Origin of the sequence: Pedococcus sp., from assembly GCF_036554925.1 — a bacterium.
In the GTDB taxonomy this organism is placed as follows: domain Bacteria; phylum Actinomycetota; class Actinomycetes; order Actinomycetales; family Dermatophilaceae; genus Pedococcus_A.
The window spans coordinates 1-14,359 of record NZ_DATBMI010000078.1 but is presented as its reverse complement, the minus strand read 5'-3'; the positions used below and the strand labels follow the sequence as shown (position 1 = coordinate 14,359).

General features: G+C 73.8%; 13 protein-coding genes and 1 riboswitch. Of the genes, 10 read left to right on the top strand and 3 right to left on the bottom strand.

Translation table 11 applies throughout. The annotated features are described in order from the left end of the window. Both hutU and VIB11_RS06480 read left to right on the top strand, forming a co-directional pair. A partial coding sequence (hutU, locus tag VIB11_RS06485; protein WP_332029510.1) for a urocanate hydratase occupies positions 1-982 on the top strand: 982 nt, incomplete at its 5' end. A gap of 129 nt (positions 983-1,111) precedes the next feature. After that, positions 1,112-1,588, top strand: coding sequence for a pyrimidine dimer DNA glycosylase/endonuclease V (locus VIB11_RS06480; RefSeq protein ID WP_332029508.1), 477 nt, complete (start codon positions 1,112-1,114; stop codon positions 1,586-1,588). On the opposite strand, the gene VIB11_RS06475 is transcribed toward VIB11_RS06480, so the two are convergent. After that, the gene (locus tag VIB11_RS06475) at positions 1,578-2,066 is read right to left on the bottom strand and encodes a YbaK/EbsC family protein (protein WP_332029506.1); all 489 of its coding nucleotides are present in this window, start codon (positions 2,064-2,066) and stop codon (positions 1,578-1,580) included. The genes VIB11_RS06480 and VIB11_RS06475 overlap by 11 nt on opposite strands. A 352-nt stretch (positions 2,067-2,418) precedes the next feature. On the opposite strand from VIB11_RS06475, the gene VIB11_RS06470 reads away from it, so the two are divergent. The 4 genes from VIB11_RS06470 to hutI all read left to right on the top strand — a co-directional run bounded on the left by VIB11_RS06470 (position 2,419) and on the right by hutI (position 7,497). Then, positions 2,419-3,531 (top strand): hypothetical protein, encoded by a 1,113-nt coding sequence (locus tag VIB11_RS06470; protein ID WP_332029504.1) that lies wholly within the window; start codon positions 2,419-2,421, stop codon positions 3,529-3,531. A 194-nt stretch (positions 3,532-3,725) separates the two neighbouring features. Further along, a complete protein-coding gene (locus VIB11_RS06465; RefSeq protein ID WP_332029511.1) occupies positions 3,726-4,937 on the top strand; it encodes an allantoate amidohydrolase in 1,212 nt (403 codons plus the stop codon). After that, the gene (locus VIB11_RS06460; protein ID WP_332029502.1) at positions 4,934-6,277 is read left to right on the top strand and encodes a formimidoylglutamate deiminase; all 1,344 of its coding nucleotides are present in this window, start codon (positions 4,934-4,936) and stop codon (positions 6,275-6,277) included. Before VIB11_RS06465 ends, VIB11_RS06460 begins: the two co-directional genes overlap by 4 nt. After that, positions 6,274-7,497: an imidazolonepropionase gene (hutI, locus tag VIB11_RS06455; RefSeq protein WP_332029501.1), complete on the top strand. Its 1,224-nt coding sequence runs from the start codon at positions 6,274-6,276 to the stop codon at positions 7,495-7,497. The genes VIB11_RS06460 and hutI overlap by 4 nt, the downstream gene beginning before the upstream one ends. A 4-nt stretch (positions 7,498-7,501) precedes the next feature. Here the strand turns inward: hutI and VIB11_RS06450 are convergent, their stop codons facing one another. Further along, a complete protein-coding gene (locus tag VIB11_RS06450; RefSeq protein ID WP_332029499.1) occupies positions 7,502-7,780 on the bottom strand; it encodes a DUF4235 domain-containing protein in 279 nt (92 codons plus the stop codon). Positions 7,781-7,848: 68 nt separating this feature from the next. Beyond that, a riboswitch (TPP riboswitch) is annotated at positions 7,849-7,951 on the top strand. 95 nt (positions 7,952-8,046) lie between these two features. Between VIB11_RS06450 and VIB11_RS06445 the strand changes: the two genes are divergently transcribed. Both VIB11_RS06445 and VIB11_RS06440 read left to right on the top strand, forming a co-directional pair. Next, positions 8,047-8,700, top strand: a complete 654-nt coding sequence (locus VIB11_RS06445) for an ECF transporter S component (protein ID WP_332029497.1) — start codon at positions 8,047-8,049, stop codon at positions 8,698-8,700. A gap of 37 nt (positions 8,701-8,737) precedes the next feature. After that, positions 8,738-10,999 (top strand): ATP-binding cassette domain-containing protein, encoded by a 2,262-nt coding sequence (locus VIB11_RS06440; RefSeq protein WP_332029495.1) that lies wholly within the window; start codon positions 8,738-8,740, stop codon positions 10,997-10,999. A gap of 75 nt (positions 11,000-11,074) precedes the next feature. Here VIB11_RS06440 and VIB11_RS06435 read toward each other — a convergent pair whose 3' ends face one another. After that, a complete protein-coding gene (locus tag VIB11_RS06435) occupies positions 11,075-11,713 on the bottom strand; it encodes a hypothetical protein (RefSeq protein WP_332029493.1) in 639 nt (212 codons plus the stop codon). 213 nt (positions 11,714-11,926) lie between these two features. Here VIB11_RS06435 and VIB11_RS06430 point away from each other — a divergent pair, with 213 nt between their 5' ends. Both VIB11_RS06430 and VIB11_RS06425 read left to right on the top strand, forming a co-directional pair. Beyond that, positions 11,927-14,023 (top strand): elongation factor G-like protein EF-G2, encoded by a 2,097-nt coding sequence (locus VIB11_RS06430; protein WP_332029491.1) that lies wholly within the window; start codon positions 11,927-11,929, stop codon positions 14,021-14,023. A gap of 10 nt (positions 14,024-14,033) precedes the next feature. After that, positions 14,034-14,359 (top strand): DUF1801 domain-containing protein (locus VIB11_RS06425; RefSeq protein WP_332029489.1); only part of this gene is annotated, 326 nt, incomplete at its 3' end.

Below are 14,359 nucleotides of genomic sequence, written 5' to 3'. Positions count from 1 at the left end.
GGAGGAGAAGCGCGCCTGGTCGATCGGCGTCGTCGGCAACGCCGCCACCGTCTTCCCGGAGCTGCTGCGCCGCGGGGTCCCGATCGACATCGTGACCGACCAGACCAGCGCCCACGACCCGCTGTCCTACCTGCCCGAGGGCGTCTCGCTCGAGGACTGGCACGACTACGCCGAGGCCAAGCCGGAGGAGTTCACCGACCGGGCCCGCGCGTCGATGGCCAAGCACGTCCAGGCGATGGTCGAGTTCCAGGACGCCGGCGCCGAGGTGTTCGACTACGGCAACTCGATCCGCGACGAGGCCCGGCTCGGCGGCTACGACCGCGCGTTCGAGTTCCCCGGCTTCGTGCCGGCCTACATCCGGCCGTTGTTCTGCGAGGGCAAGGGTCCGTTCCGCTGGGCCGCGCTCTCCGGTGACCCGAAGGACATCGCCGCCACCGACCGCGCGGTGCTCGACCTGTTCCCCGACAACGACCGCCTGCACAAGTGGATTCGCGGGGCGCAGGAGCGGATCGCGTTCCAGGGACTGCCCGCCCGCATCTGCTGGCTGGGCTACGGCGAGCGCGACAAGGCCGGTCTGGCCTTCAACGAGCTGGTCCGCTCCGGTGAGGTCAGCGCTCCCATCGTCATCGGGCGTGACCACCTCGACGCAGGGTCGGTGGCCAGCCCCTACCGCGAGACCGAGGCCATGCTCGACGGCTCCGACGCTATCGCCGACTGGCCGCTGCTCAATGCCCTCGTCAACACCTCCTCGGGTGCATCGTGGGTCTCGATCCACCACGGCGGCGGCGTCGGCATCGGCCGCTCGCTCCACGCTGGACAGGTCTCCCTGGCCGACGGCACCGACCTCGCCGCGCAGAAGCTGGCGCGGGTACTCACCAACGACCCCGGCATGGGGGTCATCCGGCACGTCGACGCCGGCTACGACCTCGCCGACCAGGTGGCGCAGGAGCGCGGGGTCCGCGTCCCGATGCGGGAGGCGTGAGGCCGCGCACCCGGTGAGCGCGCGACCACCCCGTCGCGCGCACAGGCTGGGGTGTGCCGCGGGGCGGGGTCCGCGGCATACCCCGCCGGGGTGAAGGCGTGGTCGGCCGCTGGGGGAGGATCACAGGTCATGAGGTTGTGGTCGCTGCACCCGGGCTACCTCGACCGGCAGGGGCTCACCGCCTGCTGGCGCGAGGCGCTGCTCGCGCAGGCTGTGCTGGCCGGCCGCACGAAGGGCTACCGGCAGCACCCGCAGCTGCGGAGGTTCCAGGAGAGCCCGTCGCCGCTCGACACGATCGGCGCCTACCTCGCCGCCGTCGCGGACGAGGCCCACGGGCGCGGGTACCGCTACGACCCGCGCCGCATCGACCGGATCCCCGCCGAGGTGCCCACCCCGGAGCTCGCCTCCGGTGCGCTGCACCTCGTCGTCACCACCGGACAGCTCGGTTACGAGTGGGGCCACCTGCGGGTCAAGCTGGCCACCCGCAGCCCGGACTGGCTCGAGGCGCTCGGCGGGAGGGGGGCCCCTGCCGGGCGGGCCGAGCCGCATCCGCTCTTCACCGTGGTCGAGGGGCCGGTGTCTGACTGGGAGGTCGTCAGGAGGTAGCGGACACGGGGTCCGTCACGTCCGCCACCTCTGCGCCCAGCGCGCGGACGACGTCGTCGCCGCGGGCGGTGGCGGCCACGCCGTGCGCCCCGGCCCCGATCGAGACCGTGCGGCCCGGCACCGTCGCATCGGCCACCACCGGCCATGGCCGCAGCGAGCCGAAGGGCGTGATGGTCCCGCGCTCGTAGCCGGTGACGTCCCTGGCCGTGACGGCGTCGGGCATCGACAGCCGGCTCACCCCGAGGTGTGCCCGCAGCTTGGGCCAGGAGATCTCCCGGTCGCCGGGCACGAGCACGAAGAGGAAGTCGTCATCGGCGCGACGGACCACCAGTGTCTTGACGATGTCGCCGGGCTCGACACCACGGGCCGCGGCAGCCTCCTCGAGTGAGCCGACCCGGCCGTGGCGGGTCAGGGTGTGCTCGATCCCGGCCTCGGCCAGCGCGGCGGCTGCCCGCTGCTCGCCGTCGGGTGCAGTCATGGCCCCACAGTAGAACGGTGGCCCCGCTCGTCAGCCCCACCACGTCACCCGCCACCACGTCACCCGCCACCACACGCCCATCACGTCATCCCCCCAACCGCGTACGGGCGGGCGTCAGGCCTACGCCATCTGGAGGTCGTGCCGGCGCCGGAGCATGCCTTGACTGGAAGGGCCACGTCGCCTCGAGAAGCTGGGGCGGCCCGGTGGTTGGCAGCCACCCAGCTGGGCCCGGGGGGCCCGATGCCGCAGGGGTCACCAGGAGCCACGCCTGCCGATTCGGCATGTCGAGCGGGCACGGCCGTGCGATGCCCGCGGCCGGACCATGGCACATCCGTCGAGGGGGTTGGGGAGAATGTACGTTCGCTCAGTGCTGGCCGTCGCCACGAGCGTGGCGGTCGTCGTGGCCACGGCCACGGCAGGACACGCCGAGGTGTTGAACCGGTCGCCGGAGCCGTCGGCCCACGCCGACAACGGCACGGTGTTCACCTCGGTGCAGGTGGGCAGCCGGCTCTACATCGGTGGCTCCTTCACGAGCGTCGACGGTGCTCCGCGGGTTCGTCTCGCGGCGCTGGACGCGGGATCAGGCGACCTGACGTCCTTCCGCGTGGACGTCGACGGCGACATCGCCGCGCTCGCCTCCGACGGCGCCGGCACGCTGTTCATCGGCGGGAAGTTCAACTACGTGGACGGTGTGCGGCGCAACAACATCGCCGCCGTCGACGTCTCCACCGGCGCCGTGACGGACTTCGACCCCGCCCCGAACGGCATCGTGCGCTCCCTGGACCACATCGGGGGGATGGTGGTGTTCGGAGGGGGCTTCACGAAGGTGAACGGCGCGTCGGCCTCGTATCTCGCGGCCGCGGATGCCGACACCGGGGCGCTCGACAGCGGCTTCCCCACCGCGGATGGCGTCGTCTACACGGTCAAGGCCGCGGGGGACGCGGTCTACGTCGGCGGGGAGTTCTCGCGCATCGACGGCACGTCCCGCAGCAGGGTGGCCGCCCTGAGCTCGTCTGGAAGCCTCCTCGGGTACCAGGCCACGCCCTCAGCGCCCGTCTACGACGTCGCGGTCGACGGTGCTGGGGTCTTCCTCGCGGTGGGCGGGGGCCTTCCGAACGGCAACTCGCTGCTCAAGACGACGTCCTCGGGCTCCACCGTGTGGCGGGTCGCGACCGACGGCAACCTGCAGGCCGTCGAGGTGGTCGGCGACACGGTGTACGCAGCGGGCCACTTCAACAAGCTGTGCGGCTCCACCACGAACGGGTGCGGGAACACCACCGCCGCCAAGAAGGCGTTCGTGGCCGACTCGGGCGGGAGCGCCCCCAACGCGCGGGCGTGGGCGAGGTTCAACAGCGCGCTCGGCGTCTGGGACCTCGCCCAGGCCGGCGGCAGCCTCTACGCGCTGGGTGTGTTCACCAAGGTGAACGGCTCGACCTGGCCACGGGTCGCCCGCTTCCAGGAGTGAGGGCGACGGCGTCTCGCCGGCGTCCGGGCGGTTCTCGGATCCGAGACGGTTCCAGGGCTCCACCTCTCGATCCCGGGCACTGGCCACGGTGGGATGGCAGCGGAACGCGTGCCGAGGGAACGAAAAGCGCCCGCGGCACGCTCCTCCACCGCAGAGGCCGAGACGAAGGAGTCGCCGGAGTGAGCTTCGAGTCGATGTGGGCAGCGCTCCAGCCAGTGGGCCGCGATGCCCACACCGGCGGCTACCGCCGCTATGCGTGGACCCGCGAGGACCACGACCTGCGCGAGTGGTTCGCGGGGGAGTGCGCGGCGCGTGGCCTCGACCTCACCGAGGACCGGATGGGCAACCAGTGGGCGTGGTGGGGCGACCCCGACGCCGCCGCCTCCCGTGGGCAGCAGGGCATCGTGACCGGGTCCCACCTCGACAGCGTGCCCGACGGCGGGGCCTTCGACGGCCCGCTCGGCGTCGTGAGCGGGCTCGCCGCGATCGACCTGCTCCAGCACAAGGCGGCAACGGAGGAGCCGGGGTGGCGGCCCGGCAGACCCATCGGCGTCGTCAACTTCGTCGACGAGGAGGGCGCACGCTTCGGCGTCGCGTGCGCCGGCTCGCGAGTGATCACCGGCGTCCTCGACGCTGAGCGGGCGCGCTCGCTGACCGATGCCGACGGGATGACCATGGCCGACGCGCTGCGCCGGGCCGGTCGCGACCCCGAGCTCCTCGGCCCGGACCCGGACGCCCTGCGCCGCATCGGCGCCTTCGTCGAGCTCCATGTCGAGCAGGGCCGAGGGCTGGAGGACCTCGACCAGCCGCTCGCCGTCGGCACCGACATCTGGCCCCACGGCCGCTGGCGCCTCGACTTCCCCGGTGAGGCCAACCACGCGGGCACCACGCGGCTCGCTGACCGCCGCGACGCCATGATCGGCCTCGCCCGGGCGGTCCTCACCGCTCGCGGTGCGGCCGAGCGGCACGGCTGTGTCGCCACCGTCGGCAAGGTCGCCGTCCAGCCGGGCGGGGTCAACGCCATCGCCAGTGCCGCGACGGCCTGGCTCGACGCCCGCGGGGCGGAGGAGCCGGCGGTGCGCGCCGCCGTCGCCGAGGTGGCTGCCGAGGCGGAGCGTGCGGGCGCCAGCGTCACCGAGGAGTCGTGGACCCCGACCACGCCCTTCGACCCGGAGCTGGCCGCTCGCCTGCAGCGCACGCTCGGCGGCATACCGATGCTGGGGACGGGGGCGGGCCACGACGCCGGCATCCTGGCCAACGCGGGCATCCCCACGGCGATGCTGTTCGTCCGGAACCCCACCGGAATCTCCCACTCGCCAGAGGAGTGGGCTGAGCGCGATGATTGTCTCGCCGGGGTCGCCTCCCTGGCGATGGTGCTCGAGGACCTCGCGGGGGTGGGCGCATGACGGACGCAGCGGGTGGCAGGACCTACTGGGCCGAGAACGCCTGGCTGCCGGGCGGGCTCGCCACCGGCGTGCGCTTCAGGGTGGCCGGCGGCCGGTTCGCCGAAGTGCAGACCCGCCAGAAGGCGCAGGAGGGCGACGAGCGCCTGCCAGGCGTGGTCCTGCCGGGGCTCGCCAACGCCCACAGCCACGCCTTCCACCGCGCGCTGCGGGGGCGCACGCACGGCGACGGGGGCAACTTCTGGACCTGGCGCGAGCAGATGTATGCCGTGACGCGCCGCCTCAATCCCGAGACCTACCTCGCGCTGGCGCGTGCCGTCTTCTGCGAGATGGCGCTCGCCGGCTTCACGGTCGTCGGCGAGTTCCACTACGTGCACCACGACGAGGCCGGGAACCCGTACTCCGACCCCAACGCGATGGGGCGGGCCCTGCTGCGGGCCGCCCGGGAGGCCGGGGTGAGGATCACCCTGCTCGACACGTGCTACCTCTCCGGCGGCCTGAGCGGAGACGGCCACCTCCCGCTCGACGACGTCCAGCGGCGCTTCACCGACGGTGACGTCGACGGCTGGGCCGGGCGGGTCTCCGCGCTCGCCGACGACGACAACTCCCGGATCGGTGCGGCCGTCCACTCGGTGCGGGCCGTGCCGCGCGAGCACCTCGCCGCCATGGCCCGGGCCGCGGCGGACAAGCCGCTGCACGTGCACCTGAGCGAGCAGCCGGCGGAGAACCACGCGGCCCAGATGTTCTACGGGCGCACGCCGACCGAGCTCCTCGACGAGGCGGGGTTGCTCAGCCCCCGCACGACCGCCGTCCATGCCACGCACGTCAGTGACCGCGACATCAAGCTGCTCGGGGCCGCGCGGGTCACCGCCTGCTTCTGCCCGACGACCGAACGCGACCTCGCCGACGGCATCGGCCCGGCGCGGCCCCTGCGCGACGCGGGCAGCCGGCTCGCCCTCGGCTCGGACCAGCACGCCGTGATCGACCCGTTCGAGGAGCTGCGTGGGCTGGAGATGCACGAGCGGCTCGCGAGCAACGAGCGCGGCCGGTTCACGGCCGGTGAGCTCGTCGAAGCCGCCAGCGCCGCTGGCTACGCGAGCCTGGGCTGGGACGACGGCGGCCGCATCGCCGACGGTGCCCTCGCCGACTTCGTCGTGGTGCGCACCGACACCGTGAACACCGCGGGCACCCGCGCAGGTCAGGCCATCTACTGCGCCACCAAGGACGACATCGACCACGTGTTCGTCGGCGGCGAGGAGGTCGTGCGTCACGGCCACCACCGCATCGGACATGTCGCTCGGCTCCTCAGCGAGGCGCTCGACCTCGTCCGGGGCCGCGCGTGACCGCTGCCGCCGCCAGCACCCTGGTCACCGGGATCGGCGAGCTCGTCACCTGTGACGGCACCGGCCCCGACCGCCTCGGGATCCGCCGCGATGCCGCCCTCGTGGTGGACGACGGGCGCATCGCCTGGCTGGGTCCGTCGCGCAGCGCCCCCGACGCCGACCGCTCCGTCGACCTCGCAGGGCGTGCGGTCCTGCCGGGCTTCGTCGACTCCCACTCCCACCTCGTCTTCGCCGGCGACCGGGCAGCGGAGTTCGCCGCCCGCATGGCGGGCCAGCCCTACGACGGCGGCGGCATCGGGGTGTCCGTCGCCGCCACCCGGGAGGCCGGCGACGACGAGCTGCGAGCCCTGGTCGCCGGGCGCGTCGCCGAGATGCGCGCGCAGGGCACGACGACCGTGGAGATCAAGGGTGGCTACGGCCTCACGGTCGACGACGAGGCGCGCTCCCTGCGCATCGCCCGCGAGTTCACCACGGAGACCACCTACCTCGGCGCCCACGTGGTGCCCGCGGAGTACGCTGCCGACCGTGCGGCATACCTCGACCTCGTGACCGGGCCGATGCTGGCCGCGACGGCCCCGCACGCGCGGTGGGCCGACGTCTTCTGCGAGCCCCGCTCCGCCCACGCCTTCACCGCCGAGGAGGCCCGCGTCGTGCTCCTCGCCGCCCGCGGGGCGGGGCTGGAGCTGAGGGTCCACGGCAACCAGCTCGGCCCGGGGCCCGGCGTCCAGCTCGCGGTCGAGCTCGGCGCCGCCAGTGTCGACCACTGCACGTACCTCTCGGCCGCCGACGTCGAGGCCCTCGCCAGCGCGGCCGGCGCGACCGTCGCGACCCTCCTGCCGGGAGTCGAGTTCTCGACGCGCTCGCCCTACCCCGACGGCCGCCGGCTGCTCGACGCCGGCGTCTCGATCGCCCTCGCGACGGACTGCAACCCCGGCACCTGCTACTCCTCGTCGATGCCGTTCGTGGTCGCGCTCGCGGTGCGGGAGATGGGGCTGACGCCCGCGGAGGCCGTGTATGCCGCGACCGCGGGCTCCGCGCTGTCCCTGCGCCGTAGCGACATCGGTCGGATCGAGGTGGGTGCGAGGGCTGACCTCGCGGTGCTGGACGCGCCGTCACACCTGCACCTGGCGTACCGTGCCGGCGTCCCGATCGCCCGCGCGCTCGACCTGCCCGCGACGTCCTCGACGTCCTCGACGTCCTCGACGTCCTCGACGTCCTGACGTCCTAGACGTCGCCCTCCTGCATGGGCTTGGGCAGGTGCCCGGTCGACTTCTCGTAGTACTCCGCGGCCTTGCGGGTCACGATGACGCGGGCGGCGCCCACTGCGAGGCCGGTCAGCGCCGCGAAGAGGATCGCCTCCTTGGCCGGGGTCCGCGGGTCGCGGGGGTCGAGGACGTCGTCCCGACCGGAGTGCTTCCAGATCTCGGTGACGACCTTGTTCGCGAGGATCCCCGCGAGGACCGCCGAGCCGGTGCCGAGCACGCGCCACACCATGGTTCCCATTGCCTGCTCCTCCAGATCGACCGCCACTGCGCTCTCCCACCCTGTCACAGGGTGGAGTAATGTTCACCGCGTAACGACAGGGGAGCGCGCAAGCGCTGAGAGTGCGGTCCGCCGCAGACCCTCGAACCTGCTCCGGTTAGCACCGGCGAAGGGAGTCGGGATCTCAAGTACCGTGTCGGCCTGCGGCCATGTCGTGTGCCGTCCGCCGGCTGGCACGGTGCTTCCCCCGAGGTATCCACGGATCCCACGGGAAGAGGAACACCACCATGAGCACCACCAACATCCGCACCGCCCCCGGGCAGCGCCCGGGACGGAGCATCCTCGCCAGCCGCCCCCTGATGGGCTGGCGCACCGTCGACCTGCTGACGATCGCCTTCCTCGGCGCCGCGTTCGGGGTCGCCTACTGGGGCTGGGACATCCTCTACACCGGGCCCCTGGCCGCCCTCCAGTTCGCCTTCGCGCCGCTGGGTGGCCTGTTCGCGGGCACGTGGTTCCTGGCCGGCGTGGTCGGCGGCCTCGTCGTCCGGCGTCCCGGTGCCGCATTCCTGTGCGAGGTGCTGGCGGCCCTCGTCTCGATGCTGCCCGGGACCGAGTGGGGCGCCACGGTCCTCGTCTCCGGCATCGTGCAGGGTCTGGGCTGCGAGCTCGTCTTCGCCCTGTTCGGCTACCGGTTCTTCGGCCTGCTCGCGGCCGTCCTCGCCGGGGCCATGGCCGGTCCCTTCGCCGCGGCCTACGAGTCGACCACCTGGATCCAGGACTGGTCGCTGGGCTGGAAGCTGGCGTATGCCGGGGTCCTCGCGTTCTCCGGCGCCGTGCTGGCAGGCCTGGGAGGCTGGGCGCTGACCCGCACGCTGGCGAACGCCGGAGCGCTCAACGCGTTCCCCGCCGGCCAGGAGGCGCGGGAGCGTCACGCTGTCTGACGGGGGTGGCGGCACTCACGGGTCGGGCGGGTCGGGCGTGGCCGAGGCACCGGTGACCCCGCGCCGGCTCGGCGCCGGCCGCGTCGACGTGAGTGGCCTCACCTGGCGACCGTTCGGTCGCCGCGAGCCGGTGCTGCACGACCTCGACCTGGCCATCCCGGCCGGGCAGCGAGTGTTGCTCGTGGGGCCGAGCGGGTCGGGGAAGTCCACGCTGCTGCGAGCCCTCGCCGGCGTCCTCCAGGTCGCCGACTCGGGAGACCTGGACGGCACGGTCGAGATCGACGGCGCCAGCCCGCACGCCCGGGCCGGTGCCGTCGGCCTCGTGCTGCAGGAGCCGGGCTCGGGGGTCGTGGCGGCCACGATCGGCCGCGACGTCGCCTTCGGCCTGGAGAACACCGGCGTGCCCCGCCAGGAGATGCCCGCTCGGGTCGAGCGCGCCCTGTCGGCGGTGCGCCTCGACATGCCCCGGGACACCCCGACCCACGCGCTGTCGGGCGGCGAGCAGCAGCGCCTCGCCCTCGCCGGCGCGCTGGCGCTCGAGCCGACCCTGCTGCTCCTCGACGAGCCCACCGCCATGCTGGACCCGGTCACCGCCGCGGCGGTCCGGGACTGCGTCGAGGAGGTCGTCGCCGCCGACCGGCTGACGACCGTCGTCGTCGAGCACAGGCTCGGGCCCTGGGTCGCCTTCGCGGACCGGCTGGTCGTCCTCGACCGCGCCGGCACGGTCGTCGCCGACGGTGACCCGGAGCAGGTGCTCGACGAGCGCGGCGACGCCCTCGCGGCCGAGGGAATCTGGGTTCCCGGCGTCCCCGATCCCGAGCCGACCGGCATACCGGCCGGGCTGTTCGGGCCGGGGCCCCTCGGCGCGAACCTCGTGGCCGTGGACGCCGCCGACGTGACGGTGCGGCGGAGCGTCCGCACCCTCAGCGGCGCGACGCGGAGCACGCTCGCCGTCGACGGCCAGTGGCTCCAGGCCAGGGCCGGGCAGACCCTGGCCCTCGTCGGGCCGAGCGGATCGGGCAAGTCCACGCTCATGCTCGCTCTGGCGGGCCTGCTCGGCGTCGACGACGGGGTGGTCCGAGCCCATCCGTCCCTGGCGCCGCAGCGCTCACGCAACCCCCGCGACTGGGACACCGTCGACCTCGCCCGCAGGGTCGCGTGGGTGCCGCAGTGGTCGTCCTCCGCGATCGTCGCGACCACGGTGCTCGACGAGGTGATGACCACCGCCCGGGCCGTGGGCCTCGTGGAGGCCGAGGCGGAGGAGCGGGCCGTCGCGCTGCTCGAGCTGCTCGGCATCGACCACCTCCTCCGGGCGGACCCGCGTCACCTCAGTGGCGGCGAGCAGCGTCGTCTCGCCATGGCGGCGGCGGTCGTGCACCAGCCCGCGCTGCTGCTGGCCGACGAGGCGACCGTCGGGCACGACCGCCTCACCTGGGCTGCGGTCATGGGGGTGGTCGAGGGGCTGCGCGACGCCGGTTCGGCGGTGGTCCTCACCACTCATGACGAGGCGGTGGTGATGCGGGCCGACCGCACGGTGGAGCTGGCCAGGCCGCCGCAGGACCCGCCTCCGGAGGCGCCCCGCCAGCCGCTCCTCGCGCGCTGCGGGCCGCTGTCACTCCTGCTCGCGAGCACCCTGGCGATCCCGGCAGGCGTGGCGGTCTCGCAGTGGCAGGCCGGGCTGGCCGTCCTGGCCACCCAGGTCGCGCTCGCTGCCGTCGGGCTGCTCGCTCCCGGTGAGGGTCCGCCTCCGGAGGGCCGGGTGCGCAGCGTCCTGGTCCGCTGCCTGCCCGGTCTGCTCGGTGCGCTCTCGGTCGGGTGGTCGACCTGGCTCTTCGGAGGCCGCGACCTCGAGGTCGCAGCCGCCGCCGCCGTGCGGGTCCTGGTCATCGTGTTTCCCTCCGCGGTGCTGATCCGCCACGTCGACCCCGATGCGCTGGGCGACCACCTCGCCCAGCGGCTCAGGCTGCCGGCGCGCCCGGTCGTGGCGACGGCGGCCGCGCTGCAGCGGGTCCACACGCTCGGGGACAGCTGGACGGAGATCGCCCGGGCCCGACGGGTGCGCGGGATCGGCGCGAGCCGTCGCTCACCCGCTGCGCTCGTCGCCGAGGTGGCGGCCCTGACGATCGGCATGCTGGTGCGCTCGCTCCAGGCGGCGGCGGCCCTCGCCGTGGCGATGGACGCGCGCGGCTTCTCGACCGCCCACCGCCGGACGTGGTGGGCACCTGCGCCGTGGCGCTGGTCCGACACCGCCCTCACCTCGCTGTCCCTCGTCCCGCTGGCGGTCTCGCTCCTGCTCTGATGGGTCCTTCGGCATGGACCGGCGCCGCAGCCCTAGGGAGGGGCGGACTGCGGCGCCGGGGTCGGGGGGCCGTGCCTACGGCTGGCCGGCGTGGCTGGGCCGCTGGCCGGTCGGCGGCTGACCCGTGGACTGTCGGCGGCTGGGCTGGCGGTGCCGGGGCCGGTGCCTGGGCTGGTGGCTGGGAGGGGCCGGGGCGGGCTCGTTCAGGCCGGCCACCCACGCGCAGAGGTAGAGCATGCCGACGATGACCAACGGCATGCCCGCGGCGGCGGACGACCCGCTCAGGTGCAGGCCGCCGTTGTCGCCGAGGTGGCGCAGTCCCGCGGCCACCACGCTGACGAACGGCACGAGCCCGTCGATCACCAGCAGGACCCCGGCCTCGCGCGCATGGTGCAGACCGACGACGGAGAGGGGCACGCCGAGCACCACCGCGGCGACGGCCACCACCGGGCCGGTCTGCGGCGTCAGGATCGCCTCGGCCACGGCATACCCGCCCAGCAGTGCCACGGCCCCGCGGAGCGTCCGCAGGGAGCGGGCCGGGCGGTGCAGCGCCTCGGTGACCAGCAGCGCGAGGGGGACGACGATCAGCGCGACGAGCGCGACAGCAGCCGAGCCGCCGGGGTTGTCGATGATCTCGCCGACCGCGAAGGGGATGGCGAACGCCGCGAACACCGTCATCAGGGTGAAGGCCCCTCGTCTCAGGAAGACCGACATCGTGGCTCACGCTCCTCTCCGCCCCTCAGAGTGGAAGGGTCGCCACGGCGCCGAGTAGAGGCGAACGTCCCCGCTCGGGTGTGACCCGGCAGGGTGCGCGGCGGACCCGCCACGCCTCACGCGCCCTGTGGCTGCCGCCTCGGCCGCGAAGAGACCTGAACCAGGCTGCGCGAACCGCTTGTGCCCGTGGCCGGGCAGGGGCAGGGTGGCGCCATGAACCGCGCAGCCGACAGCCGGGAGGGGCGCGACCCCGCCACGCCGGAGCAGATCCGCAACGTCGTCCTCGTCGGCCCGGGAGGTGCGGGCAAGACGGCGCTGTTCGACCGGCTCGTCGCCGCCTGCGTGCCCTCCCGCCGGCCGCGTGAGTCCCACGAGCCCTCGCTGGGGCTGACCGCCGCCGCCCTGGAGCGCAACGGGTGCACCATCAACCTGCTCGACACCCCGGGGCACCCCGACTTCGTCGGCGAGGTGCGCGCGGGCCTCAGGGCGGCCGACGCGGCCGTCTTCGTCGTCTCGGCGGTGGACGGCCTCGACGAGGCGACCCGCCTGCTCTGGCGCGAGTGCGAGGTCCTCGGCATGCCGCGGGCGGTGGCGGTCACCCGGCTCGAGCAGTCCCGCGGCGACTTCCAGTCGACCGTCGAGATGTGCCAGCGCACGTTCGGCGACGCCCAGCCGCTGGCGCTGCCGCTGGGCCAGGACGGCTCGGTGACCGGCACCGCCGACCTGCTGCGCCGCCGGGTCCACGAGCAGTCGGCCGGCGACCCGGTGGAGCGCGACCCCAGCGAAGCCGAGGCCACGCTCATCGAGGAGCAGCGCGGCGCTCTCATCGAGTCGGTGATCGAGGAGTCGGAGGACGAGTCCCTGCTCGAGAGATACCTCGGCGGGGAGGAGGTCGACCTCGACGCGGTGGCCGCCGACCTGCGCACGGCGATCGCCACGGCGAGGTTCTTCCCCATCCTCCCGACGCACGCCCCCCGTGGCCTCGGCGTCGACGGCCTGCTCGACCTCATCGAGCAGGCCTTTCCGTCCCCGGTGGGAGCGAGCATCCCCGCTGTCTACACCCCCGTCGGCGCGGACTTCGGGACCATCACCTGCGACCCGGACGGCCCGCTCGTCGCGGAGGTCGTGCGCACCACGACCGACCCCTACGTCGGCCGGCTCTCGCTGGTCCGGGTGTTCTCGGGCACCCTGCGGTCCGACGAGGCCGTGCACGTCTCCGGGCACCTCGGGCAGTTCGTCGGGCGCACGCTCGAGGGCCACGACGACCACGACAGCGACGACGAGCGGGTGGGGCCCCTCTCGTCGCCCCTGGGCGACGAGATGCGCGCCAAGCCGTTCGCGATCGCCGGCGACATCGCCCTGGTCGCCAAGATCAGCCAGGCCGAGACCTCCGACACGCTCTCGGGCAAGGACAAGCCGGCCCTGGTCGAGCCCTGGGTGCTGCCGGAGCCGCTGCTGCCCGTCGCCATCCACGCGAAGTCCAAGGGCGACGAGGACAAGCTCGGCAGCGCCCTGCAGCGGATCGTCGCCGAGGACGTCACGATGCGTCTCGAGCACAACGCCGAGACGCACCAGGTGGTGCTGTGGGCGATGGGTCCCAGCCACGTCGACCAGCTCATCGCTGCGCTGAGGGAGCGCTACCACGTCGAGGTCGAGGTCGAGCCCCTCAAGACCTCGCTGCGCGAGACCTTCGTCCGCGCCACGCAGGTGCAGGGGCGGCTGGTCAAGCAGTCCGGCGGGCACGGGCAGTATGCCGTGTGCCGGCTGGAGATCGAGCCGCTCGAGCGGGGTTCCGGGATCGAGTTCGTGGACAAGGTGGTCGGCGGTGCGGTGCCGCGCCAGTTCATCCCCTCGGTCGAGAAGGGGGCGCGGGCCCAGCTCGAGAAGGGTGTGCTCGCGGGCTACCCGGTGGTCGACGTCCGGGTCACCCTGGTGGACGGCAAGGCGCACTCGGTGGACTCCTCCGACATGGCCTTCCAGACCGCGGCTGCCCAGGCGCTGCGCGAGGCGGCGAACGAGGCGACGGTGTCGCTGCTCGAGCCGATCGACGCCGTGGACATCACGGTCGCGGACGAAGCCCTCGGCTCCGTGCTCGCGGACCTGCGCGGCCGCCGTGGCCAGGTCCACGGAACGGAGCCGGCGCAGGTCGGGGGCTACACCGTGATCCACGCCGAGATCCCGCAGCACGAGCTCTCGCGCTACCCCATCGACCTGCGCTCGGTGTCGCACGGCACGGGGACCTTCACCCGCACCTTCGTCCGCTACGACTACATGCCGCCAGCCCTGTCCCGCGAGATCGTGGCCGGGTGAGGGCCCCGACGTGCCCACGACGCACCCACCCGGCCGCAGCGCCGAGGTCGACGCCTGGTTCGAGCGCTACGACAACCCGCAGAAGGAGCTGGTGCAGGCCGTGCGCGAGGCCGTGCTCGACGCCGACCCGCTCGTCGGCGAGGCGGTCAAGTGGCAGGCGCCGACCTTCGTCTACCGCGGCAACATCGCCTCGTTCTACCCGCGGTCCAAGGCGCACGCCGCCCTGATGTTCCACACCGGGGCCTCCCTGCCCGACCCGGAAGGACTGCTCGAGGGGGAGGGAGAGACCTCACGTGTCGCGAGGTTCGCCGACCTCGCCGACCTCGCGCGCAAGCG